The following is a 22,916-nucleotide window of genomic DNA, read 5'->3' as shown; positions in this document are numbered from 1 at the left end:
CCCGTCTTCGAGGAGGCCGTGGCGTTAACGGTGCCGGCGGGCCGCGGCGACCGCTCCGGCGCCCAGGACCAGGATCAGCGTCGTGAGGCCCCAGCGGCGCTTCTCCTTCGTCCGCACAGCGGTGTCCTGCGCCACGGGTTCGGCCTTCTTCGTCGGGACGGCGTGCGGTTTCTTCGTCGGCGGTGCCGGGGTCGGCGGCGCCGTCGTGGGCTCTTCCCGCGGTGACGCGGCCGGTGGCGGTGGCGGCGCGACCGGTTCCTCCACCGGTGGCGGCTGCGACGGCGGAGGCTGCTCCGGCGGGGGCTTCGGCTTCGGTTTCGGTGCGGGGGTCGGCGGCGGCGGGTTCGGCGGCGGGTTCGGCGGCGGGTTCGGCGGCGGCGAGTTGGGCGGTGGGCTGTTGGGCGGCGGCGAGTTCGGCGGGGGCGTGTTCGGGGGCGGGGTGTTGGGCGGCGGCTCGGTGGGCGGCGGCGTGTTCGGCGGCGGCTCGGTCGGCGGCGGCGGGGGCACCGCCGCCTCGGCGTAGCAGCCGGCCGCGTCGCCGCTGGCCAGCACCGGGCCGGTCGAGATCTCGACCGCCGGGCCCGAGCCGTCGCGGGGCAGGCGGTACGTCACGCTCCGGCGGCCCTCGTGGTTGGCCGTCGCGTAGATCGCGCCCGGGCCGAGGACGACCGAGCCGTACGCGCCGCCGCTGGGCAGCCGCAGGCCCGGCAGCACCGCGACCTTGCCGGACGACGGGTCGACCGTCACCACCGAACTGTCGCCGCGCGACGACGTCGAGACGCCGTACAGCAGCCCGTCCGCCGGGTCGTAGGCGAAGTCGTCGACGCCGTTCGCCAGCGACACCGGCCGCAGCGACGTCCGGCGCACGACGCGCACGTAGTCGGCGCTCGCCGGGTCGACGTCCACTGTGTACAGATCGCTGTTCTGCCGGACGTACCAGCGGTTCCCGGCCACGACCCCGGCGGTGGCGCCGGTGACCTGGCTCCACACCGGGTGCGGCGTGCCCGCCTTGCCGACCACGCCGAGGTCGGTGACCGCGCCGGTCCGGCTGATGCGCACGGCGTGCGCGCCGTCGTGGTAGCGGCCGGCGCGGGTGCCGTCGGCGACGCCGTACACCACGTCCTGCGCGGGCGCGTAGCCCATCGCGTTGATCCAGTACCCGACCTCGGTCAGGCGTTTCGTGAGGCCGTCGGGCAGCGACAACAGCCGCAACGTCGTCGGCGCGCCGCTGCGTTCGTTCTCGGCCTGCAGGATCGTGCAGCCGTTCGGGGCCGGGGCTGCCGGGCGCTTCGGCGACGAAGGAGCGAGCCACCCCGTCGCCGCGAGCAGTGCCGAAACCACCGCGGCGACGCCGAGCATCGCCGCCCAGCGGGCCCTCCCGCCGGTCAAGCCAGCCTTTCCAGCGCCGACTTGAACGCGTCCGGCGGGATGCTCGCGCCGCCGCTGAACGGGTTCTGCAGCTGGTAGATCGCGAACAACAGCAACGTGATCGTGCCGGCCAGCGTGGAGACGATGATGATGTGCGCGGCGAGCCGGGTGCCGCCGAAGAGGTTGGGCAGCAGGATCGCCGTGATGATGCTGCCGAGGACGAGCGCGAACCAGACGACCGCGCCGACCCCACCACCGCCGGCGTTGTTCAGCCGCTGGGTGCGGGACTGGTACACCGACCAGAGCTGGTTGCTGGCCTCGGTCTTGCGGTCGATCTGCCAGTCGCCGTCGACGTTCGCGGCCGCGACGGCCTGGCGCATCTGGTCCAGCTGCGTCCAGCCGGTGGCCGGGATCGCGCCGCCGTCGGCCAGGCGCGGCCACTCCTGCTGCTCGACCGTCTGCGAGTAGGCGGTGGCGAGCTGGCGCACGCGGTCCGCGGTGTCGGGCGGGAGCGCGTCGGCGGCCCAGGTGGCCGCCACGAGGCTGTCGGCCTCGGTCTGCGCGTCCTGGGTCGCGCTGCCCACCGAGTCGTAGAGCGAGATGAGCACGAACGCCATCAGCACCGCGTGCAGCCCGCCGACGATGGTGAACACCTGGCCGGCCGCGTCGTTGTTGTCGGCCCGCCCCTCGTCCCAGCCGAACCGCCGGACCAGGTACCCGATCACGGCGCCGACGAGCGCCGCGCCGACCACCCACAGACTGCCGGCCAGGAAGATGTTCATCCGAGTCCTTTCACCCGCCGAACGCGGGACGCGCCGCCCGGTGAATTCCGCAACCGGGACCCGCTCAAGTTAGTCATCCATTTCCGGGCGGACAACGTGACATTGTGGGAATCATCCGAGTGGCCGCACCCGCGGTCCGATTATCGCCGGTTCGGCCCAGCCGACCGGCACCGGGGTCCATTCCGCCACCGCGTGGCGCTACTCCGAATTCCCCTTACGAGCAGGGAACTTTCCCGACCGAGTGATGCGCGGGCACCCGCCGTCACCAGCTGTGCCCGGCACCCGCCGACGAGTGTCCGGAATGGCCGGAACACGGCCCGGCGAATATCCCGGTGACCCGATCGTGTCATTGTGCGGCTCCGCCCGGTTGATATGTTGATTTCGCGGCGCCGGCAACCGCGCATTATCGAAAATCGCAGGTCACAACTCCGCGCGCCGCAGGGCGGGCGCGCACCGACTCCGAACGAATGGGTGGTTCTCGCTGTGACTGTCACCGACCCGGTGGACTCCGCGACCGCGGAACAGGCACCTCTGAGCCTCGGCCGGGCCGCGGCCCGGACCCTGGCGACGACGACGAAGTCCGTCCCGCAGATGCAGGGCATCTCGTCGCGGTGGCTGCTGAAGCTGCTGCCGTGGGTCGAGGTCTCCGGCGGCGCCTACCGCGTCAACCGCCGGCTGAGCTACGCCGTGGGCGACGGGCGGGTCACGTTCACCACGACCGGCGCCGAGGTCCGCGTGATCCCGCCGGAGCTCGGCGAGCTCGCGCCGCTGCGCGGGTACGACGACGAAGAGGTCCTCAACGAGCTGGCGAGCCGCTTCGGCCAGCACGAGTACGAGCCGGGTGACGCGCTCGTCGAGTTCGGCAGCCAGGCCGACCACGTCTTCCTCATCGCGCACGGCAAGATCACCAAGGTCGGCACCGGCGCCTACGGCGACCAGACGGTGCTCGGCACGATGGCCGACGGCGACTACTTCGGCGAAGGCTCGCTGATCAGCAGCGACGGGATCTGGGAGTTCACGGCGAAGGCCGTCACCCGGTGCACCGTGCTGAGCCTGCCGCGCCAGGCATTCCAGGACGTGCGGGACCGGTCGGAGACCCTGCAGGCCCACCTGGACGCCTTCGTCGCCGGTGGCGCGTCGGCCCGCAACGACCACGGTGAAGCGGAGATCACGCTCTCCGCCGGCCACGACGGCGAACCGGCGCTGCCCGGCACGTTCGTCGACTACGACAGCTCGCCGCGCGAGTACGAGCTGAGCGTCGCCCAGACCGTGCTGCGGGTGCACTCCCGCGTCGCGGACCTCTACAACCAGCCGATGAACCAGATCGAGCAGCAGCTGCGGCTCACAGTGGAGGCGTTGCGGGAGCGCCAGGAACACGAGCTGATCAACAACACCGACTTCGGGCTGCTGCACAACGCCGACTTCGCCCAGCGCGTCCCGACCCGCACCGGCCCGCCGACGCCGGACGACCTCGACGACCTGCTTTCGCTGGTGTGGAAGGACCCCGGGTTCTTCCTGGCCCACCCGAAGACGATCGCCGCGTTCGGCCGCGAGTGCAGCAAGGCCGGGATCTACCCGGACGCCGTCGACATGGGCGGGCACCAGGTGCCGGCGTGGCGCGGGATCCCGATCCTGCCGTGCAACAAGATCCCCGTCACCGAGACCCGGACCAGCTCGATCCTGCTGATGCGCACCGGCGAGCAGTCCCAGGGCGTCGTCGGGCTGCACCAGACCGGGCTGCCCGACGAGTACCAGCCGGGCCTGAACGTCCGGTTCATGGGCGTCTCGGAGCAGGCGATCATCTCCTACCTGGTCAGCGCCTACTACTCCGCCGCGGTGCTCGTGCCGGACGCGCTCGCCGTCCTGGAGAGCGCCGAGATCGGCCGGGAGGGCTGATGCCCGAACCCGCCACGCCACCCCGGAAGCCGGACGCGGAGCCCCCGCGTCCGGGCTCCGGCCTCCCCCCGTCGGCCTTCGGGCCGACGGGCCTGGGCACGGCCGCCGCCCGGATCGTGCCGAAGCCCGCGGGCGCCCGTCCTCCTGAAGCCCCAGAACCCGATCGGCGCGTGAAACCTTGACAGTCACCGAAGAACCGGCGCCGCCGCAGCTGTCGCTCGGCACCCAGGCGGCCCGCACGCTCAGCACCACCACCAAGTCGCTCCCGCAGATGCGCGGCATCACCCCGCGGTGGCTGCTCTCGCAGCTGCCCTGGGTCGAGGTCCCGGCGGGCAGCTACCGCGTCAACCGGCGGCTGACCTACACGATCGGCGACGGCAAGCTCAGCTTCTTCAACACCGGCGCCCGCGTCCAGGTGGTGCCCGCGGAACTGACCGAGCTCGAGCTGCTGCACGGGTTCGGCGACGAGCAGGCGCTGTCGGCGCTGGCCGACGCCTTCGAGCAACGCGAGTACGAGCCGGGCGCGACGATCACCACCGCCGGCGACCCGCTCGACACGCTGGTGCTGATCGCGCACGGCAAGGTGACCCAGCACGGCCGCGGCGAGTACGGCGACGAGACGCTGCTGGGCACCGCCTCCGACGGCGACCACTTCGGCGCCGACCTGCTCGCCCGCGACGACGCGACGTGGAAGTTCACCGCCCGCGCCAAGACCCGGGTGATCGCGCTGATCCTCCCGGTGGCGGCGTACGCCCGGCTCAACGGCCGCTCCGAGTCGCTGCGCGCGCACGTCGCCGAGATGGCCGGGCGGGAGCGCAAACCCCAGAACGCCCGGGGCGAGGCGAGCATCGACCTGTCCGCCGGCCACGACGGCGAGCCGATCCTCGCCGGCACCTACGTCGACTACGACCCGTCGCCGCGGGAGTACGACCTCGCCGTCGCGCAGACGATCCTGCGCGTCAGCAACCGCGTCACCGACCTCTACAACCAGCCGATGAACCAGCTGGATCAGCAGCTGCGGCTCACCGTGGAGGCGTTGCGGGAACGGCAGGAGCACGAGCTGGTCAACAGCACCGAGTTCGGGCTGCTGCACAGCGCGGACCTCAAGCAGCGGATCACCACCCGCAGCGGCCCGCCCACGCCGGACGACATGGACGAGCTGCTCACCCGCCGCCGCAAGACCCGGTTCTTCCTGGCGCACCCGCGCGCGATCGCGGCACTCGGGCGCGAGTGCACCGCACGCGGGCTCTACCCGGCGACGACGGTCCTCGACGGCCGGCGCGTGAGCGCGTGGCGCGGCGTGCCGATCCTGCCGAGCGACAAGATCCCGGTCACCGACGCGGGCACGACGTCGATCATCGCGATGCGCACGGGCGAGGACGACGCCGGCGTGATCGGGCTGCGGCCGGCGGCGCTGCCCGACGAGTACCAGCCGGGCCTCAACGTGCGGTTCCTGGGCATCAACGAGCGCGCGGTGACGTCGTACCTGGTCAGCGCCTACCACTCGGCGGCCGTGCTGGTGCCGGACGCGCTCGGCGTGCTCGGCGACGTCGAGGTCGGGCGCTGATGACGACCTTGGACACGCGCACCGCGGCCCGGCCGCTCTCCGACGTCCTGACCTGGAGCAAGAGCCTGGTCGACGCGGCGACGCGGACGGCGGCCGAGCGGCTGCCGGAGTCGATGCGGCGGATCGCGGGTTACCACTTCGGCTGGTGGGACGCGAACGGCGAGCCGACGCGGGGTGACGGCGGCAAAGCCCTGCGCCCGGCGTTGGTGCTGCTGTGCGCGGAGGCGGTGGGCGGGGACGCGGCGGACGCCGTCCCCGCCGCCGTCGCGGTCGAGCTCGTGCACAACTTCTCGCTGCTGCACGACGACGTCATGGACGGCGACACGACCCGGCGGCACCGGGCCACGGCGTGGACGGTGTTCGGCACCGGCCCGGCGGTGCTCGCCGGGGACGCGTTGCTGTCGCTGGCGTTCGAGCTGCTCGCGCCGAGCGGCGTCGCGAGCACCCGGCTGCTGTCGGCCGGGGTGCTCGACCTGCTCGACGGCCAGGCCGCGGACCTCGGCTTCGAGCAACGCGACGACGTCACCCCGGGCGAGTGCGTCCGGATGGCGGAGGGCAAGACGGCGGCGCTGCTGGGCGCGGCGTGCACGCTCGGGGCGCTGGCGGGGCAGGGGAAGCCCGGGGACGCCGAGCGGCTGGGCGCGTTCGGCCGCTCGATCGGGCTGGCGTTCCAGCACATCGACGACCTGCTCGGCATCTGGGGCGACCCCGACGTCACCGGCAAGCCGGTGTACTCGGACCTGCAGAACCGCAAGAAGTCGCTGCCGGTCGTGACGGCCCTGTGTTCCGGCACGGCGGCGGGCGCCGAGCTGGCCGAGCTCTACTCGGGAACGGACCCGCTCGACGAAGCTTCGCTGGCCCGCGCGGCCACGCTCGTCGACGAAGCCGGCGGCCGCCAATGGAGCCAGGCCCAGGCCGAGGCGCTGCTGGCCAAGGGCCTCCGCGACCTGGCCGCGGTGAACCCGAACCCGCGCGCCGGCGCCGAACTCGCCACCCTGGCCCGCCTGATCACCACCCGCACCCACTGAAACCCGTCACTCGCGTGACCAGACCCGTGATTCGCGTGATTGAAGCCGGAACTCGCGAGTTCCGGCTTCAATCACGCCAGTTCCGTCTCCGATCACGTGAGTGACGGGTTACCTGCCGGGGCGGGTGAGGCCGTCTTTGTCGGCTCCCAGGGACAGGATGTTCTTGTCCGTGTCGGACAGGGCCTTCGTGACCTGCGTTGACGCCGGGGATGTCGACAAGTCGAGAAGGCGGATGGGCGCGTCCAGCTTGATGAGGGTCGGGACGTACTCGGCCTTGTCGACCTTCCAGCGGTCGCCGTCGCGGACGAAGCGGAACCGGGCCGCCGCGCCCTCCTCGGTGTCCCCGCGCGGGTCGGAGTGGCGGGCGACGCTGTTGCCGAGGCCGTAGGCCACCCACTTGTCCCCCACCTTCTCGAACGGCTGCACCACGTGCGCGTGGTGGCCGACGATCAGGTCGATGTCGGCCGACCCCAGCAGCTTCTTGGCCTGGCTGCGCTGCTCGGCCGTCGGGTCGTGCTGGTACTCGACGCCCCAGTGCAGGCTCGCGATCACGACCTGCGCGCCCGCCTCGCGCGCCTTCTTCGCCGCCGCCAGGACGTCGTCGACGTCGATCTGGTTGGCCAGCCACGGCTTCCCGGCCGGCACCTTGATCCCGTTGAAGCCGAAGGCGTACGACACCTGCGCGACCTTGACGCCGTGGACGTCCAGGATCAGCGGCGTCGCCGCCTCCCTCGCCGACCGGGCCGAGCCGGTGTGCTTGAGGCCGTTCGCGTCGAGCGCGTCCAGGGTCCGCTCGACGCCGCCGGCGCCCTGGTCGATCGTGTGGTTGGACGCCGTCGAGCAGGTGTCGTACCCGGTGTCCTTGATCGCGGCCGCGATCTCCGGCGGCGCGCTGAACGACGGGTACCCGCTGTAGGGCCCGCCTTCGGGCGCCAGCGGCGTCTCGAGGTGGCAGATCCCGAGGTCGGCGCCGGAGATCAGCGGCTTGATCCCGGCCAGCAGCGGCCGGTAGTCGAACTTGCCGTGCCCGTCGGCCTCGGCCTGGTCCGACAGCGCCGGGTGGATCAGGACGTCGCCGGTCGCGACGACGCTGAAGGAGCCATCAGGCGCCGCCGATGACTGGCCCGAAGACGACTCCGGGAACGGTGTCGGCGCCGGGCCCTGCTGCGGCGGGCTGCTGCAGGCGGCCAGCAGGACGGCGGTCCCGGCGAGCACGGCGACGCGGTAGCTCGTCATCGATCCCCCTTGTGACGTGGTCCGGTCATCCTCCCAGCCGGGCGAATCCGACATCTCGGGGGCGACGTCCTCCGTCAACCAGCGCAACAGTCGACAACACCGATCACAACACTCACACCGGACAGCCACCGGACAACGCGCAGGTCGGGCGGTAATTAATACGATTAATGGCCAGGTCCGCGCAACACCACGATCACACAGAGTAGATCTCGCTCCGCTAACTGCCAGGCCGGAGCGTCTTGACGTCACCCGAACGAGTGTCTTGTAATACGAGTCACACGGCGTTCACGCGCCCGCAACACTCACCCCCGGCCCCCATGGGAGCACTCGATGTCCACATACCCGCACAGGTCACGGACCTGGGGCGTTGTTGGTTGTTGTTTGATTTCTGGCGTCATGTTGGCCGCCTGCTCCTCCGGCAAGACCGAAGCACCGGCGTCGCAGCAGGCGCCCGCCAACGGCAAGATCACGCTGTACTACCTGCAGAAACAGGGCGACCAGCAGTACTTCGTCGAGCAGGCGCAGGGGGCGCAGGAGAAGGCGAAGGAGCTCGGTGTCGAGCTCAAGGTCGTCAACCTCGGCCAGGACGCCAACAAGGCGATCACCGAACTCGACGCCGCGGTCGCGCAGGGCGCCAACGGCGTCGCCATCGTCGTCCCCGACCAGGCCATCGGCCCGCAGGTGATCGACAAGGCGAAGAGCGCGGGCATCCCGATCATCGCCTCGGACGACGTCATCAAGGACGGCTCCGGCGCGAAGGCCCCGTTCGTCGGCTTCAACGGCAGCCAGATGGGCGACTCGGTCGGCACCGAGGCCGGGAAGCTGTACAAGGCCGCCGGCTGGACCGCCGCCGACACCAAGATCATCAGCGCCTACAAGCAGGACCTCAGCGTCTGCACCGACCGCGTCAACGCCGCCAAGTCCGCGTTCGCGAAGGCCGGCGACCCGAGCATCCCGGTGATCGACGTCGGCACGGACAACTCGCCGGTCGACGCGCAGAACCGCGCCGGCGCGGTGATCGGCTCGAACCCGGGCGTCAAGCACTGGGTCGTCTGGGGCTGCAACGACGAGAACGAGACCGGTGTCGTGACGGCGCTGGCCAACTCGGGCGTGCAGGCGAACAACATCATCGGCGTCGGGCTCGGCGCGTACCTCACCTGCAAGGACTGGGCGGCCGGCAAGGACACCGGCAACAAGTCCGCGCTCTACATCTCCGGCGCCGAGGTCGGCCGCTCGGCGATCCAGGTGCTGGTGGACAAGGTGAAGAACGGCAAGGAGCTGCCCGCCGAGACGATCGCGAAGACCACGATCGTCAACAAGGACAACTACAAGCAGGCCGGCGTCAACTGCACCTGACCGAACTCCCGTGCCCGTCACTTTCCCGTGAAAGTGACGGGCACGGGTTCCACCGCTCGAAGGGCGATCATGTCCAGCTCTGCTCCCGCGCTCGCCGTCGAGGGCATCGGCAAGCGTTTCTCCGGGGTCACCGCCCTCGACGACGTCTCGCTGGAGTTCCGCTCCGGCGAGGTGCTCGCGCTGATGGGCGAGAACGGCGCCGGCAAGTCGACGCTCCTGCGTGTGCTCTCCGGCGACCAGGGCCCCGACGACGGCCGGCTGCTGCTCGACGGCACCGAGGTCACCTTCGACACCCCGCGCGCCGCGATGGCCGCCGGGGTGCGCGTGATCTACCAGGAACCCGAGATCATCCCGCACGTTTCGGTGGCGGAGAACGTCTTCGTCGGCGAACTCCCCGCCAAGGCGCGGGTCTTCAACCGCCGCACGCTGCTGAAGGCGACGCAGGACGCGCTCGCCGAGTACGGCTTCGAAGGCGTCCTCAACCCGGCGACGCTCGGCGTCGCGCTCTCGGCCGCCCAGCGGCAGATCGTCGAGATCCTGCGCGTGCTCACCGCGGACACCCCGCCGAAGGTGATCGCCTTCGACGAGCCGACGTCGTCGCTGTCCGAACACGAGGTGGACGCGCTGTTCCGGCTGATCGGGCGGCTGCGCGACAACGGCGTCGCCGTCGTCTACGTCTCGCACCGGCTGAAGGAGATCTTCCGGCTCGCCGACCGCGTCGCGGTGCTGCGCGACGGGAAGCTCGTCGGCGTCCAGCAGGCCGCGGAGACCGACGAGGCCAGCCTGGTCCGGATGATGATCGGCCGCGACCTGTCCGCGCTCGAACGCCGTGTCACGCAGGACACCGGCGAAGTCGTGCTGAAGCTCGACGACGTGACCACCGACGACGTCACCGGCATCTCGCTGCAGGTCCGCGCGGGCGAGGTCGTCTGCCTGGCCGGGCTGGTCGGCGCGGGCCGCTCCGAGCTGGCCCGCGCGATCGTCGCCGACCTGCCGATCCGCTCGGGGACCATCGAGCTCGCCGGGAAACGGCTGCGCGCCCGCAACCCCGGCGACGCCGTCAAAGCGGGCATCGGCTTCGCGCCCGAAGAACGCAAGACGGACGCGCTGCTGATGCAGCGGTCCGTGCGCGACAACATCTCCATCTCCGTGCTCGACCGCCTTCGCCGCTTCCGCGTGGTGAAGCGGGCGAAGGAACGCGCGCTCGTCGAGGAGTACATCCGCGAGCTGCGCGTGCGGACGCCGTCGATGGAGCAGGAAGTCCGCAAACTGTCCGGCGGCAACCAGCAGAAGGCCGTCCTGGCGCGGTGGCTCGCGCGGCGGCCGAAGCTGCTGATCCTCGACGAGCCGACCCGCGGCGTCGACGTCGGCGCCAAGGCCGAGATCTACCGGATCATCGACGGCCTCGCCGCGGAGGGCATCGCGTTGCTGGTCATCTCGTCCGACCTGCCCGAGGTGCTGACGCTGGCCGACCGCATCCTCGTGATGCGCGCCGGGCGGCTGGCCGGCGAGATCGCCAGTGCCGACGCGACCGAGGAAGCCGTGCTGACCCTCGCCATCCCCGAAACCGAACCCGCAGTAGAAGAGCAGCAGGAGATCGGCGCATGAGCACCCCCACTCAGGAGAAAGCCATGTCCTCGGAGCCGGCCGCGCCGCAGCAGCCTTCGGTGGTCCGCCGGGTGCTGACCGGCATCGGCGTCCAGAACTCGAGCCTGATCATCACGCTCGTCGCGCTGATCGTGCTGCTGAGCATCCTGAACGACAACTTCCTACGCACCAACAACCTGCTGCTGATCGGCAGCGCGATCACCATCATGGGGCTGCTCGCCCTGGTGCAGACGCTGGTGATCATCCTGGGCGCGCTGGACATCTCGGTCGGCTCGATGGCGGGGCTCGCCTCGGTCGTCTCGGCGATGGTGTTCACCTCGTCCGGCAACGCCGAGGTCGGCATCCTCGCCGCGGTCGGCGTCGGCATCGTCTGCGGCCTGGTCAACGGCATGATCATCATCTTCGGCCGGGTCAACCCGGTGGTCGCGACGCTGGCCATGCTGGCCACCTACAAGGGCATCGCGCAGGTCATCTCCGACGGCAAGTCGCAGGGCTACACCGGCGGCGACGACCTGTTCATCTTCCTGGCCAAGGGCGCCATCCTCGGCCTGCCGTCGCTGGTGTGGGTGTTCCTGATCGTCGCGGCCGCGCTGCACTTCCTGCTGAAGTACACCGACATCGGCCGCAACGTCTACGCGATCGGCGGCAACGACACCGCCGCGCGGCTGGCCGGCATCAACATCAACCGGTACATCATCGGCGTCTACGCGCTGGCCGGCGTGGTCGCGGCGGTCGCGGGTGTCCTGATCACCGCGCGCACCGGCTCGGGCCAGCCGGTGTCCGGGTCCGAGGGCCTGGAGCTGCAGGCCGTCACCGGCGCCGCGCTCGGCGGCACGATGCTCAAGGGCGGGCGCGGGTCGATCATCTCCACCGTGCTCGCGGTGATCATCCTGGGCGTGCTCGACAACGGCATGTCCGGGCTCGGCATCAACCCGTTCTGGCAGAACGTCGCGCACGGCGCCCTGCTGGTGATCGCCGTCGTGCTGCAGCAGCTGCGCAGCGGAGAGCGCCGCGTCGGCCTGCCCGAATAGCGGTGAACCTCCACGCCCGGATAGTGGACGAACTGGGCAGGCTCATCGTCGAAGGCGTCCTCGGGGACGGGCAGCCGCTCGTCCCCGAGGAGCTCGGACGCCGCTTCTCCGCCTCCCGGACGGTGGTCCGCGAAGCGCTGCGTGTGCTGGAGTCGAAGGGCATGGTGACCGCGCGGCCGCGCGTCGGCACGTGGACACTGCCACCGGAGGCGTGGGACGCGATCGATCCCGACGTCATCGCGTGGCGCGTCAACGGGCCCGACGGCCGCAAGCACCTGCACGAGCTGCTGGAGCTGCGGCTGACCATCGAGCCACAGGCGGCCCGGCTGGCCGCGCGCCACCGGCGTCCAGGCGAGCTCTCGGCGATGGCCGCGGCCTACGCACTGATGGTGGACGCGGTGGAACGCCAGGACACCGCGGCCTTCCACGACGCCGACTCGGAGTTCCACGCGGCCTTGATCCGCGCTTCCGGCAACGCGCTCATCGCGCAGCTGCAGGTGCCCGTCGTCGCGGCACTGCGGGCGCACGGCGAGCCGCTCGAACTCGTCGCGCACTCCCGCGTGCTCACGCTGGTGCTGGCGAAGAACGCCGACGGGGCCGAATCAGCGTCGCGCCGGTTGCTGGAAACCGTTGCGCCGTACCACTCAGCGGCACCTTGACACGTCCACCGGGAAGCCTGAACACTCGCTGCGACCCACCCGCCGCCATGACGTGCTGAGGAGGACGCTCCCATGCGTTTCCCGGGAATTCGTGGTTTCGGCGTGCTCGCGGCCGCCCTGGTGACGGGCGGGCTGTTCTCCGCTCCGGCGGCGGTGGCGGCCCCCGCCGAGTGCCCGATCACCGACCAGATGGTGTCCGCGGGCAACTACTGGGTCGCCAACGGCACGAACCTCGACGCGATCGACTGGCAGAACGCGACGTTCCACGTCGGCAACCTCGCCCTGGTCCGGACCACCGGCCAGTCCAACCACAAGACGCTCCCCTGGGCCGAGGCCGCGAACTACCAGCTGCCGCAGGACCCGAACCGGCCGTTCTTCCCGGACGACCAGGCGGCCGGCGAGGCCTACCTGGACCTCTACACGTACTTCCACCCGGAGATCTCGCTCGACTCGATCCGCACCCGGATTCGCGACGAGGTCGCCAGCGTGAACGCGGGTCACAAGGACTACTGGAACTACGTCGACGCGCTGAACATGGCGATGCCGTCGTTCGCGCGGATGAGCGTCATCGACCAGGATCCGTCCTATGTGGACGCGATGGACAAGCTGTTCAAGTCGTCGGAGCACAAGCTGTTCAACGAGTTCACCGGCCTGTGGTACCGCGACGCGCGGTTCACCGGCTCGGGCGTGTTCTGGTCGCGCGGCAACGGCTGGGCCCTGGCGGCGCTGACGAAGGTGCTGCAGGCCCTGCCCGCCACCGACCCGCACCGCGCGGAATACCTGCGGGTGTACAAGAAGATGGCGTTTTCGCTGTCCCTGCTGCAGCGGCGTGACGGCTTCTGGAACTCGGACCTGCTGAACCCGTTCGACCACGGCGGCCCGGAGAGCAGCGGCACGGCGTTCTTCGCGTACGGCATCGGCTGGGGCGTCAACGCGGGCATCCTCCCCGCCGCGAAGTACCGCCCGGTCGTCGACAAGGCGTGGACGGCGCTGTCGACGAAGGCGTTGCAGCCCAACGGCCTGGTGGGTTACGTCCAGGGCGTCGGCGACCGCCCGGCCACCGCTGGACTGAACGACACCGCCGCGTACGGCGTAGGCGCGTTCCTGCTGGCCGGCCAAGAGGTCGCCAAACTCCAGGGCTGCTCGGCCGAGTAGCTCAAAGGCCGTGAAGGCCTCCTTACCGGCTCTTATGGCCGGGAAGGAGGCCTTCACGGCTTTCACCGCAGGCAGTCGCCGGGTTCGCCGCGGCGCAGGGCGGGATCGTCCTGGAGGAACGTTTTCGCGCGGCCGGGGCCGCTCGTGCGGTGCTCGAAGCGGACCGTGACGCGGCCGTGGCCGGCCCCCTGGACCCAGCCCGTGCCGTGCTCGTCGTGGACCACGTCGTCGCCTTGGCGCCAGGTCGACGGCGGTGGCGCGGGAGTGGCCGGGGCCGCGGGGGTGACCACCGTCGACGACGGAGTTTCCGGGACGGCCAGGGTGAACAGCGCGTCCTGGTGCGGCACCGAAAGACCGCTGTACGCGACGCCCGCCAGCCGGATGCCGCCGAACTCCGCGGGGTCCAGCAGGAGCCGTTCCGCCGTCGCGGCCAGCTCCGCCAGGTCGTCCGTCGGCGCGGAGATCGTCTCGGAGCGGGTCACCGTGTGCATGTCGGTGTGCCGCAGCTTGATCACCACCGTGCGGGCCACGCGCTCGGCCTTGACCAGCCGCTGGTGCGCGCCCACCGCGATCCGCCGCACCTGCTCGCGCAGCGTCGCCAGGTCCTTGATGTCGATGTCGAACGTCGTCTCGGCGCTGACCTGCTTGGTCTCGCCGCGGTCGGCGACCGGGCGGTCGTCGAAGCCGGTGGCCAGCAGGCGCAGATCGCGCCCGACCACGCCGCCCAGCGTGCCGACGGCGTCCTTTTCGGACAGTGCCGCCAGCTGCCCCAGCGTCTGGACGCCGATGAACCGCAGCTTGCCCTCGGCGACCGGCCCGATCCCCCACAGCGCGCGCACCGGCAGCGGCGCCAGGAACTCGCGTTCGGTGCCCTGCGGCACGACCAGCAGCCCGTCCGGCTTGGCCTCGTCGGACGCGATCTTCGCGATCTGCTTCCCGTTGCCCGCGCCGATCGACGCCACCAGGCCCGTCTCCTCACGGATTCGCGCCCGCAGCGACGCGCAGAACTCCGTCACCGCTTCGAGCGAGGCACCCACGAGCGAAGGCGGCTCGGCGAACGCCTCGTCCAGGGAGATCTTCTCCAGCACCGGCGCCACCGACGTGACGACGGCGAAGACCTCCTGGCTGAGCCGCTCGTACACGCGGAACCGCGGCGGCACGATCACGCCGTTGGCCGGCAGCAGCCGCCGCGCCTGCGCCATCGGCATGGCCGAGTGGATGCCGAACGCGCGGGACTCGTAGCTCGCGCCCGCGACGACGCCGCGTGGCCCGGCGCCGCCGACGAGGACGGGACGCCCGGCCAGCGTCGGCCGGGTGAGCTGCTCGGCCGAGGCGTAGAAGGCGTCCAGGTCGAGGTGGATCACCCAGCGGGCCACGTCAGTCCCCGCCGGTCGCGTCCAGCAGCTGGTGCAGGGCCTTCGTGTAGCTCTCGAACGCGGCCCGCCCGGCCGAGGTCAGCCGGACCAGCGTGACGGGCGTGCGGTGTTCGTAGGCCTTCGTGATCTCGACGTACTCGGCGTCCTCGAGCTTGCGCAGGTGCGTCGAGAGGTTACCGGCCGTCATGTCGAGCAGCTGCTGCAGCCGCGGGAAGGTGATCTGGTCGCTCGAGTGCAGCCCGGCCAGCGCGACCGTGACCCGCAGCCGCGCCTGGGCGTGGATGACGGGGTCGAGCTGCGGCAGGTCGCTCATCGGCGACCGGACTTCTCACGCACGAAGTACACGATCGCGCCCAGCAGGAACCCACCGCCACCGCAGACGGTGAGCACGAGGAAGTTCGCCGGGTAGCCGACGAGGACGCTCAACGCGGCCGAGACGAGCATCCACGCGCCGAGGCCGTACATCATCCGGTCCTGCCAGATCGTGCCGCCCGCCATGTACATGACGCCCGTCAGCAGCAGCCACGTCCCGGTCCACATCAGGGAGATCTGGTCGGGGGTCAGCGTGCCGAAGCTCGTGATCCGGATGTCGACCACCGTCAGCCCGATCGACCCGAGGCACCAGCTCCAGCCGTACATCGCCCCGGTGATGCGGGACGGTCCCCGCAGCCCGCGCCCGGCGCGCGCGGTGACGTAGATCGTGTAGCCGACGGCGCCGAAGAACAGCACCGGGACGACGATGCCGCCGATCCAGACGGGCACGGCGTCACCGGATTGGGTGGCGTAGTAGGTGAAGCCCCAGCCGATCAGCCAGGCGAGGGCCCACGCCGCCAGGATGCGCGCCGGGCCCCCGCCCAGTTCCCGGCGCATCCGCCGGTTCTGCTGGGCGATCAGGTTCAGCGACTCTTCCGCCGACAACGGTTCGTCGTCCACCATGATCACCCTCCCGCGCAGACCCCTCAGTACTGCACGGAAGTTAACACGCATTCACAGCCGCGCCGTGTCCAGCCGGAACCGGCGCACCACCACGAGGGCCGGGACGATCAGCCAGCCCGCCAGCACCAGCGCCGCCAGGCCCATCCCGCCCGCGTGGGCGAGCGGTTCCAGCCCGACCCGGCCGAGCCAGAACGTCGGGAAGAAGTGGGCGAGCGTGGCCATCCAGTCCGGGAGGACGTAGAGCGGGATCCACAGGCCGCCGAGCATGCCCAGCGGCATCATCAGCGCGCCGGTGACCGCGCCGACCGTGTCACCCTTGCCGAACAGGCCGATGGCCAGGCCGAGCACGGCGAACGGGAGCGTGCCGAGCCACAGCGACACCAGGACCAGGCCCCACTGCGCGGCGCTCATCTGCACCCCCATCGCCAGGCCCGCGGCGAACACCACCACGAGCACCGGCAGGGCGACGGCCATGGCCGAGATGACCTTGACGACCAGGTAGCCGGGGCCGCGCATCGGCGTCAGGCGCAGCTGCCGCTGCCAGCCGTCGGTGCGTTCCTGCGCCACTCTCGTGCCGGTGAACAGGGCGCCGCCGCTCGCGCCGTACGCGGCGAGGTTGATCATCGTCTGGACGTCCGCCGGGAGGCCGTTCGGCGCGATCAGCTTGCCGAAGATCGAGCCGAACAGCAGGAACATGGCCACCGGCATGCCGATGGTGAAGATGGTGAACTGCGGGCTGCGGACGATCCGCTTGATCTCCAGGCTCAGGTACGTCGTGTACACGCGACGGCTCCTTCGGTCTCGTCGGCGGTGAGGGCGAGGAACGCCTCTTCCAGGCCGAGCGCGGTGATTTCGATGTCGGCGGCGAGCGGGTGCGCGGCGAGCAGGCCGCGGATCGCGGCGTCGGAGTCGGCGCAGGCCAGCTCGGCGCGGCCGGCGCGGATCTGCACGCTCGTGACGCCCGGGAGCGCGGCCAGGTCGCTCTCGCCGGCGCCGGGCACGACGGCCTTCAGCACGCGCCCGGACACCGCGGCCCGGACCTCGGCGACCGGACCGTCGGCGACGACCTTGCCGTGGCGCATCAGCACGACGCGGTCGGCGTAGTCCTCGGCCTCGGCCAGGTAGTGCGTCGCGAACACCACGGTGCGGCCGGTGTCGGCGAACCCGCGGATGGACGCCCAGAAGGACCGCCGCCCGTCGACGTCCATCGCGGCGGTGGGCTCGTCGAGCACGAGCAGCTGCGGGTCGCCCGCCAGGGCGAGCGCGAACCGCACGCGCTGCCGCTCGCCGCCGGAAAGCTTGCCGCAGCGGCGTTTCACGAGGTTCTGGAGGCCGGCCCGGGCGATCACCTCGGCCGCCGGCAGCGGCTTGGCGTGCGTCGAGACGACCAGCGCGACGATCTCGCCGACGGTGACGTCCGGCAGCAGCGCGCCGTTCTGCATCATCGCGCCGACCAGCCCCCGGTCGACGGCCTCGCGCGGGCTCCCGCCCCCGACGACGACCTCCCCCGCGTCCGGCTTGGTCAGCCCCAGCAGCATGTCGACGGTGGTCGACTTGCCGGCGCCGTTCGGCCCGAGCAGCGCGACGACCTCCCCGCGCGCCACCTCGACCGACACATCGGCGACGGCCGTGACCGCCCCGAACCGCTTGGTCAGGCCGTGGAGCGCGAACGCCGGTCCGGTGTCCATGGGTCCCCCTTCGTGAACTTTGAATCGCAAAGTCGCTGCGGACTTTGTAACACAAAGTCCGCGCAGATTCAAAGCCCCCGGTACGGGAGAGTCCCGAACGCCCCAATGTGGCGTTGGGTGCGTTGGACGCACCGAACGCCACATTGGGTGCGTCAGATGCACCCAACGCCACATTGGGGCGCTTGAGGTGACCACAGACAAAAGCGGGGTGCCGGGCCCTGGGCCCGACACCCCGCTTTCAGCGGTTACCGCAGGTCAGCCGGTGAACCGACCCGAAACCAGACCCTGCGTGTCGGCCTTGGCCGAAGCAGCCGGAGCCGGTGCCGGGGGCGTCGGCTGGGGCAGCGGGGCGCACTCGACGTCGGCCGTGCGGCCCGGCTTGCGGGCCGGGAGCGCGCCCGTCGCCAGGTAGTCGGCGATCTTGTTGTCGACGCACGCGTTGCCGCGCGGGGTGATCGCGTGGCTCGTGCCGCCCGGCTCGGCGATCAGCGACGCGCCCGGGAAGCGGCTGCGGACCTCGAGGCTGCCCGGGAACGGCGTCGCCGCGTCCAGCGTCTCGTCGATCATCAGCACGCTCTGCACGCCGTGGCCGTCGACCTTCGTCGGCGTGCCCGGCTTCACCGGCCAGTTCAAGCACGGCGCGTTGTACCAGGCGTTCTGCCAGGTGAAGTACGGCGCCTTGGCGAACGTCTTCCAGTTGTCGGCCTTCCACTGGTTCCAGCTCGTCGGCCACTGGACGTCCGAGCACTGGACGGCGAGGTAGACCGCGTAGCCGTTGTCGTCGCCGAGGCCGCCGAACGCCTCGAACAGCGACTTCATCGTCGCCACGTCACCGTTGTTGACGAACTTCGACAGCGCGTCGCCGAGCAGCGTCCAGCGCAGCTGGTAGTAGGACGCCTGCTGGATGACGTCGATCAGCTCGTCCGAGCCGATGACCCCGCCCGCGGGGTGCAGCGCCAGCTTCAGCAGCTGCTCGTTCACGACGCGCTGCACCGCCGGCTGCGTCTTGCCCAGGTGGTAGACGTCGTCGTGCTGGGCGAGCCAGCCGAACCAGATCCGGATGTTGACGTCGAACGCGACGTCCTGGTTCAGGTTGTCGCCGTACCAGACGCCACGCGGGTCGACGGTCGAGTCGAGGATCATCCGGCGCACGTTCTGCGGGAACAGCGTGCCGTAGACCTGGCCGAGGTAGGTGCCGTAGGAGTAGCCGTAGAAGTTCAGCTGCCGCTGGCCCAGTGCCTTCCGGATGGAGTCCATGTCCTTGACCGTGTCGGTCGTCTTCATGTTCTGCAGCAGCGCGCGCGAGTTGTTCTTGGCGCACGCGTCGGCGTAGCCCTTGGCCTTGGCCAGCCAGGTCCGCTCGAGCTGCGGCGTCACCGGCACGTACTCCGGCCGGTCGTAGGTCATGTAGTCCGGGTCGCACGACAGCGCGGGCTTGCTCGCGCCGACCCCGCGCGGGTCGAAACCGATCCAGTCGTAGGCGTCGCCCGCGTGGTTCGGCACCTTCGGGCCGCGGGTGGCCAGCAGCAGGCCGGAGCCGCCGGGGCCGCCCGGGTTGGTCAGCATGACGCCCTGGTACTGGGCGTCCGCGACCTTGTGCTTGACGCGGCTGACGGCGAGCTGGACCTGCTCGCCGTTCGGCTTCGAGTAGTCGAGCGGGACCGCCAGGTACCCGCATTCGGCGCCGGCGGTGACCAGCGTCGGGTCGGTACACGGCCCCCAGGCGATCGACGCGGCGGCCGGCGCGGGCGCGGCGGTCGCGGCCGGCGCGGCCACGAGCGCGGACGCCAGCGCGGCGGCGGCCACCGCGGCGATTACAGCACGTCTCACTGTTTTCTCCCTTTTCAGCTCCGACGAAAGCGGGTGAACCCTAGACCCGCCTCCGGCCCGCAGGTACCGCGGACGGTTGCCCGTCGGCGAATGCCCTACGAAAGGAGGAAATCGGGTGGCGCGCCGAATCGGACATCCCGTACGGTGCCGGTCATGATCTACTTCATCCGCCTCCGCCGCGTCTGAGACGGCGTGACCGCAGGACCGCCCGCGTACCGGGCCGGTCCCCCCATCTGCGCGCCGTCTGCCCTTCTTGCTCTTGAAGGAGACTCATGCTGCGCAAGCACATCGTCATGGTCGGCTGTTCCGCGCCGAGCCACGTCTACCCGTCGCTCGGCGTCATCCGCGAGCTGGTGCGGCGCGGGCACCGCGTGTCCTACGTCGTCGGCGCGCCGCTGGCCGGGCTGGTGGCGCCGACCGGCGCGTCCGTGGTCGAGCACCCGACGATCTTCCCGCTCGGCGAGGCCGCCGTCTGGCCGGACGACCCGGCCGACGCGATGCGCGTCTTCCTCGACGAGGCGATCGCGATCCACCCGCGGTTGACGTCGGTGTTCGACGAAGACCGGCCCGACCTGCTGCTGTACGACATCGGCGGCCTGGGCGCGCCGGTGCTCGGGCGGCGGTACGGCGTCCCGGCCGTGCAGCTGTCGCCGACGCTGGTGGCCTGGGACGGCTACGACGACGACATGGCCGAGGTGCTGGCCCCGATCAAGGCGTCACCGTCCGGTGTGGACTACGCCGCGACGTACACCGCGTGGCTGCGGGCGAGCGGGATCTCCGCGGACGCCTGGGACTGGATCGGGCACCCGCCGCAGGTCCTGTCGCTCATCCCGCGGGCGATGCAGCCGCACGCGGATCGCGTCGGGGACCACGTCCGGTTCGTCGGGCCGTGCCTGGACCCGTCCCGGCCTGCGGACCGGTCGTGGAAACCACCGGTTTCGGGACGTCGTGTGCTGCTGGTGTCGTTCGGCACGGCGTTCAACGACCAGCTCGACGTCTACCGGGCGTGCGTCGAGGCGTTCGCATCGGAATGGCACGTCGTGATGTCGATCGGCAAGCACGTCTCGCCGGACGCCTTGGGGCCGCTGCCACCCTCGGTGGAGGTGTTCGAGAGCGTGCCGCAGCTGGCCGTGCTGGAGGCGGCGTCGGCGTTCATCACGCACGCCGGCATGGGCGGCGCGACGGAGTCGCTGTGGTTCGGCGTCCCGACCGTCGCGATCCCGCAGGCCGCGGACCAGTTCGGCAACGCGGCCCAGCTGGAGGCCCTGGGTGTAGGCAAGCACCTGCCGGCTTCCTCGGTGACCGCGGAGTCGTTGCGGAAGGCGGTCGACGAGGTGTCGTCGTCACCTTCCGTCGCTTCCCGGCTCGCGGAGCTGAAGGCGGAGATCCGCGGCCACGGCGGAGTAGCCGCGGCGGCGGACGCGGTGGAGTCCTACTTGGACTGACGGCGGAGATTGGCGACGCCGAGTCCGAGGAAGACCACGAAGATCATGGCGAGCAGAAGGATCAGCGCACCGCCGACACCGCCGAAGCCGAGCGCCATGATCAGGACGAGGACGAGACAGGCGGTGCCCAGGTAGAACCGCGCGTCGCGGGCCGGGCCGCGACGACCGGGGATGGCGGGATCCGGCGGGATCGTGCCTCCGGCGGACGGTCCCGCCGGTTTCGACCGAGGTGCTCGCGGTACCGGGGTCGGCGGCTTCGGAGCCGGAGTCGTCCGTGCCGGAGTCGTCGTCGCCGGCGGTTTCGGAGCCGGAGTCGTCCTTGCCGGAGTTGTCGGCTTCGGCGCCGATGGTGCCGTCTGCGGCACCATCGGTGCCGGCTTCGGGGCCGGTGGTGCGATCCCGGGCGCGGCTCCGGCTTCCGGCTCCGCTTCGGCCACTTCAGCAGCCGACGGCTGCTGAAGTGCCGAGGTCGCCGCGACCTGGGCCACCTCGTCGACCGAGCCGGCCGGAACACCCGGCGAAACCGCCGCCTCGACCGGTGGCGGCGGCGTGACCTCCGTGACCCGCGTCGCCTCCTCCGCCGCTCGCGCCCACGTCCGGGCCGTCGCCGAGACCATCCGGCTGTCGTCGTCCACCAGACGGCGGATCTCCTTCTCCGTGCGGGCCTTCACCACGCTGTTGCCCACCCGGTTGAGCCGCACCAGACCCCTCCAGCGCCGTCAGGCGGTCCGCCGCGATCGGGCTCGCCAGGCCGTGCCTCAGGTACTCCGGCAACGTCCAGTGCGGGTTGCGCGCCAGCACGATGCGACCCTCCACATCGGACTGGTGCTTCGGCCGCTGCCGGGGCATCTCCGCCACCACGTGCTCGTGGACGTAGCTGTACAGCTCGTCGACCGTGACGTCGCCATCGCCGTCGAGGTCCGCGCTGCCGTCGCGCAAGCCCGCCACCAGGTGCCGGGTGAAGACCGAACGGGCCGCCGAGCCCACCACCGAATCGCCCTCGAACGAGTACTGCGTCGCGTCCGACGCCGTCAGCACCGCGCGGCCGCGGCCCTGGAACCGCTCCAGCGTGTGCACGTCCGTGCCCGCCTTCGCGAGCTTCCCCGACGGGAACGCGCCGCTGTAACAACAGTCGAGCACCAGCACCTTCTGCCGCGACGCGCAGCCCGCCATCGCGCGGTCGACCTGCTCCGCCGCCAGCGCGGTGAACATCAGGCTGTCGCGGCGGGTGTTGGCCATCGCCAAGTAGAGACTGCCGTCGTCGTCCTTCACGCCGTGGCCGGTGAAGTACAGCAGGGTCAGCTCGTCACGGCGGCGGCCGCGGTAGAACTCGCCGATGGCCTCGCCGACGACGTGGTGCGGCTGGTCGACCAGCGTCGTGACCTCGAAGCCGGCGATCTCCGGGTCGCTGAGCACCTCCGCCAGCGCGCGGGCGTCGCCGCCGGGTGCGGTCAGCCGCCGCAGCGCCGGGTCGGTGTACGTCTCGGTCGCGATCAGCAGCGCGTGCCGGGCGGCCACGGCTCTAGCCGTGCCGTCGGACGAAGGCGTCGATCAGCTGCTGCCGCTCGGCCGCGGTGGCGCGTTCCAGTTCGACGGTGTCGCCGTCGACGGTCACCGTGATCTTGTGCTTGCCCGCCTGCCGCCCCAGCCACTCGCGCAGCGTCTCGACCAGCCCGGGGAACACCCCGCCGGCCGCGCTGAAGGCCACCACGAGCGAGCCGATCGTCACCGGGTCGGCGGCCTTCGCCCCGGGCGGCGGTTCCCCGGCCGGGACGGCGGCGAGCACGTCGAGGTCCAGCTCGGCCAGCTCGGCGCGCAACCGCCGGGCCAGCCGGTCCAGCTCCTCGGCGTCGGCCTCGTCGTCCGCCTCCAGCCGCAGCAGCGCCCGCCGCGTGTCCGGTTCGGTCATCGCCACATCGTCCGCCCCGCCGGGAGCGCGGACAAGGTCCGATCGG

20 protein-coding genes are annotated in these 22,916 nt (G+C 71.2%); 9 read left to right on the top strand and 11 right to left on the bottom strand.

Annotated elements, in window-relative coordinates:
* Positions 1–24: 24 nt before the first annotated feature.
* Positions 25–1,389 carry a hypothetical protein gene (locus MUY22_RS20170; protein ID WP_247061623.1) on the bottom strand — a complete coding sequence of 455 codons (1,365 nt, stop codon included), beginning with the start codon at positions 1,387–1,389 and terminating at the stop codon, positions 25–27.
* Positions 1,386–2,150 (bottom strand): DUF4239 domain-containing protein, encoded by a 765-nt coding sequence (locus MUY22_RS20165; RefSeq protein ID WP_247061622.1) that lies wholly within the window; start codon positions 2,148–2,150, stop codon positions 1,386–1,388. The genes MUY22_RS20170 and MUY22_RS20165 overlap by 4 nt, the downstream gene beginning before the upstream one ends.
* 483 nt (positions 2,151–2,633) lie before the next feature.
* Here MUY22_RS20165 and MUY22_RS20160 point away from each other — a divergent pair, with 483 nt between their 5' ends.
* The 3 genes from MUY22_RS20160 (at position 2,634) to MUY22_RS20150 (ending at position 6,641) form a co-directional block, all read left to right on the top strand.
* A complete protein-coding gene (locus MUY22_RS20160) occupies positions 2,634–4,046 on the top strand; it encodes a family 2B encapsulin nanocompartment shell protein (protein WP_247061621.1) in 1,413 nt (470 codons plus the stop codon).
* A 178-nt stretch (positions 4,047–4,224) separates the two neighbouring features.
* On the top strand, positions 4,225–5,613 hold the full coding sequence (locus MUY22_RS20155) for a family 2B encapsulin nanocompartment shell protein (RefSeq protein WP_247061620.1): 1,389 nt from the start codon (positions 4,225–4,227) through the stop codon (positions 5,611–5,613).
* Positions 5,613–6,641, top strand: coding sequence for a family 2 encapsulin nanocompartment cargo protein polyprenyl transferase (locus MUY22_RS20150; protein WP_247061619.1), 1,029 nt, complete (start codon positions 5,613–5,615; stop codon positions 6,639–6,641). Before MUY22_RS20155 ends, MUY22_RS20150 begins: the two co-directional genes overlap by 1 nt.
* Before the next feature lie 108 nt (positions 6,642–6,749).
* Here the strand turns inward: MUY22_RS20150 and MUY22_RS20145 are convergent, their stop codons facing one another.
* The gene (locus MUY22_RS20145; RefSeq protein WP_247061617.1) at positions 6,750–7,877 is read right to left on the bottom strand and encodes a CapA family protein; all 1,128 of its coding nucleotides are present in this window, start codon (positions 7,875–7,877) and stop codon (positions 6,750–6,752) included.
* Positions 7,878–8,258: 381 nt separating this feature from the next.
* On the opposite strand from MUY22_RS20145, the gene MUY22_RS20140 reads away from it, so the two are divergent.
* The 5 genes from MUY22_RS20140 to MUY22_RS20120 all read left to right on the top strand — a co-directional run bounded on the left by MUY22_RS20140 (position 8,259) and on the right by MUY22_RS20120 (position 13,686).
* Positions 8,259–9,233: a substrate-binding domain-containing protein gene (locus MUY22_RS20140; protein ID WP_371827629.1), complete on the top strand. Its 975-nt coding sequence runs from the start codon at positions 8,259–8,261 to the stop codon at positions 9,231–9,233.
* A gap of 69 nt (positions 9,234–9,302) precedes the next feature.
* Complete coding sequence (locus MUY22_RS20135; RefSeq protein WP_247061613.1) at positions 9,303–10,841, top strand: sugar ABC transporter ATP-binding protein; 1,539 nt, start codon at positions 9,303–9,305, stop codon at positions 10,839–10,841.
* Positions 10,838–11,872 (top strand): ABC transporter permease, encoded by a 1,035-nt coding sequence (locus tag MUY22_RS20130; protein ID WP_247061612.1) that lies wholly within the window; start codon positions 10,838–10,840, stop codon positions 11,870–11,872. The genes MUY22_RS20135 and MUY22_RS20130 overlap by 4 nt, the downstream gene beginning before the upstream one ends.
* Before the next feature lie 2 nt (positions 11,873–11,874).
* Positions 11,875–12,531: a FadR/GntR family transcriptional regulator gene (locus MUY22_RS20125; RefSeq protein WP_247061611.1), complete on the top strand. Its 657-nt coding sequence runs from the start codon at positions 11,875–11,877 to the stop codon at positions 12,529–12,531.
* A 72-nt stretch (positions 12,532–12,603) separates the two neighbouring features.
* On the top strand, positions 12,604–13,686 hold the full coding sequence (locus MUY22_RS20120; RefSeq protein WP_247061610.1) for a glycoside hydrolase family 88 protein: 1,083 nt from the start codon (positions 12,604–12,606) through the stop codon (positions 13,684–13,686).
* A gap of 62 nt (positions 13,687–13,748) precedes the next feature.
* On the opposite strand, the gene MUY22_RS20115 is transcribed toward MUY22_RS20120, so the two are convergent.
* The 6 genes from MUY22_RS20115 to MUY22_RS20090 form a co-directional block, all read right to left on the bottom strand.
* Complete coding sequence (locus MUY22_RS20115; protein ID WP_247061609.1) at positions 13,749–15,062, bottom strand: DNA polymerase IV; 1,314 nt, start codon at positions 15,060–15,062, stop codon at positions 13,749–13,751.
* Between the two features lies 1 nt (position 15,063).
* The gene (locus MUY22_RS20110; protein WP_247061608.1) at positions 15,064–15,375 is read right to left on the bottom strand and encodes a transcriptional regulator; all 312 of its coding nucleotides are present in this window, start codon (positions 15,373–15,375) and stop codon (positions 15,064–15,066) included.
* On the bottom strand, positions 15,372–15,998 hold the full coding sequence (locus MUY22_RS20105; RefSeq protein WP_247061607.1) for a hypothetical protein: 627 nt from the start codon (positions 15,996–15,998) through the stop codon (positions 15,372–15,374). Before MUY22_RS20105 ends, MUY22_RS20110 begins: the two co-directional genes overlap by 4 nt.
* A gap of 51 nt (positions 15,999–16,049) precedes the next feature.
* Entirely contained in the window at positions 16,050–16,781 is a 732-nt protein-coding gene (locus tag MUY22_RS20100; RefSeq protein WP_247061606.1) for an ABC transporter permease, read from the bottom strand.
* Entirely contained in the window at positions 16,763–17,686 is a 924-nt protein-coding gene (locus tag MUY22_RS20095) for an ABC transporter ATP-binding protein (RefSeq protein ID WP_247061605.1), read from the bottom strand. Before MUY22_RS20095 ends, MUY22_RS20100 begins: the two co-directional genes overlap by 19 nt.
* Before the next feature lie 255 nt (positions 17,687–17,941).
* Complete coding sequence (locus MUY22_RS20090) at positions 17,942–19,516, bottom strand: alpha/beta hydrolase (RefSeq protein WP_247061603.1); 1,575 nt, start codon at positions 19,514–19,516, stop codon at positions 17,942–17,944.
* 272 nt (positions 19,517–19,788) lie between these two features.
* On the opposite strand from MUY22_RS20090, the gene MUY22_RS20085 reads away from it, so the two are divergent.
* Entirely contained in the window at positions 19,789–20,961 is a 1,173-nt protein-coding gene (locus tag MUY22_RS20085) for a macrolide family glycosyltransferase (protein WP_247061601.1), read from the top strand.
* Positions 20,962–21,399: 438 nt separating this feature from the next.
* Here MUY22_RS20085 and MUY22_RS20080 read toward each other — a convergent pair whose 3' ends face one another.
* Entirely contained in the window at positions 21,400–22,479 is a 1,080-nt protein-coding gene (locus MUY22_RS20080) for a caspase family protein (protein WP_247061599.1), read from the bottom strand.
* A 4-nt stretch (positions 22,480–22,483) separates the two neighbouring features.
* The gene (locus tag MUY22_RS20075) at positions 22,484–22,870 is read right to left on the bottom strand and encodes a hypothetical protein (RefSeq protein WP_247061597.1); all 387 of its coding nucleotides are present in this window, start codon (positions 22,868–22,870) and stop codon (positions 22,484–22,486) included.
* Positions 22,871–22,916 lie beyond the last annotated feature (46 nt).

Origin of the sequence: Amycolatopsis sp. WQ 127309, assembly GCF_023023025.1 — a bacterium.
GTDB lineage: Bacteria > Actinomycetota > Actinomycetes > Mycobacteriales > Pseudonocardiaceae > Amycolatopsis.
Note: the sequence above shows the minus strand (reverse complement) of the source record. Positions and strands in the feature narration are given on the sequence as shown.

What these genes read in the sequence shown, in the direction of transcription:
- MUY22_RS20145 (WP_247061617.1), bottom strand. Translation starts at nt 7,877, where the DNA reads ATGACGAGCTACCGCGTCGCCGTGCTCGCCGGGACCGCCGTCCTGCTG.
- MUY22_RS20165 (WP_247061622.1), bottom strand. Translation starts at nt 2,150, where the DNA reads ATGAACATCTTCCTGGCCGGCAGTCTGTGGGTGGTCGGCGCGGCGCTC.
- MUY22_RS20085 (WP_247061601.1), top strand. Translation starts at nt 19,789, where the DNA reads ATGCTGCGCAAGCACATCGTCATGGTCGGCTGTTCCGCGCCGAGCCAC.
- MUY22_RS20105 (WP_247061607.1), bottom strand. Translation starts at nt 15,998, where the DNA reads ATGGTGGACGACGAACCGTTGTCGGCGGAAGAGTCGCTGAACCTGATC.
- MUY22_RS20130 (WP_247061612.1), top strand. Translation starts at nt 10,838, where the DNA reads ATGAGCACCCCCACTCAGGAGAAAGCCATGTCCTCGGAGCCGGCCGCG.
- MUY22_RS20095 (WP_247061605.1), bottom strand. Translation starts at nt 17,686, where the DNA reads ATGGACACCGGACCGGCGTTCGCGCTCCACGGCCTGACCAAGCGGTTC.
- MUY22_RS20110 (WP_247061608.1), bottom strand. Translation starts at nt 15,375, where the DNA reads ATGAGCGACCTGCCGCAGCTCGACCCCGTCATCCACGCCCAGGCGCGG.
- MUY22_RS20120 (WP_247061610.1), top strand. Translation starts at nt 12,604, where the DNA reads ATGCGTTTCCCGGGAATTCGTGGTTTCGGCGTGCTCGCGGCCGCCCTG.
- MUY22_RS20135 (WP_247061613.1), top strand. Translation starts at nt 9,303, where the DNA reads ATGTCCAGCTCTGCTCCCGCGCTCGCCGTCGAGGGCATCGGCAAGCGT.
- MUY22_RS20075 (WP_247061597.1), bottom strand. Translation starts at nt 22,870, where the DNA reads ATGACCGAACCGGACACGCGGCGGGCGCTGCTGCGGCTGGAGGCGGAC.
- MUY22_RS20150 (WP_247061619.1), top strand. Translation starts at nt 5,613, where the DNA reads ATGACGACCTTGGACACGCGCACCGCGGCCCGGCCGCTCTCCGACGTC.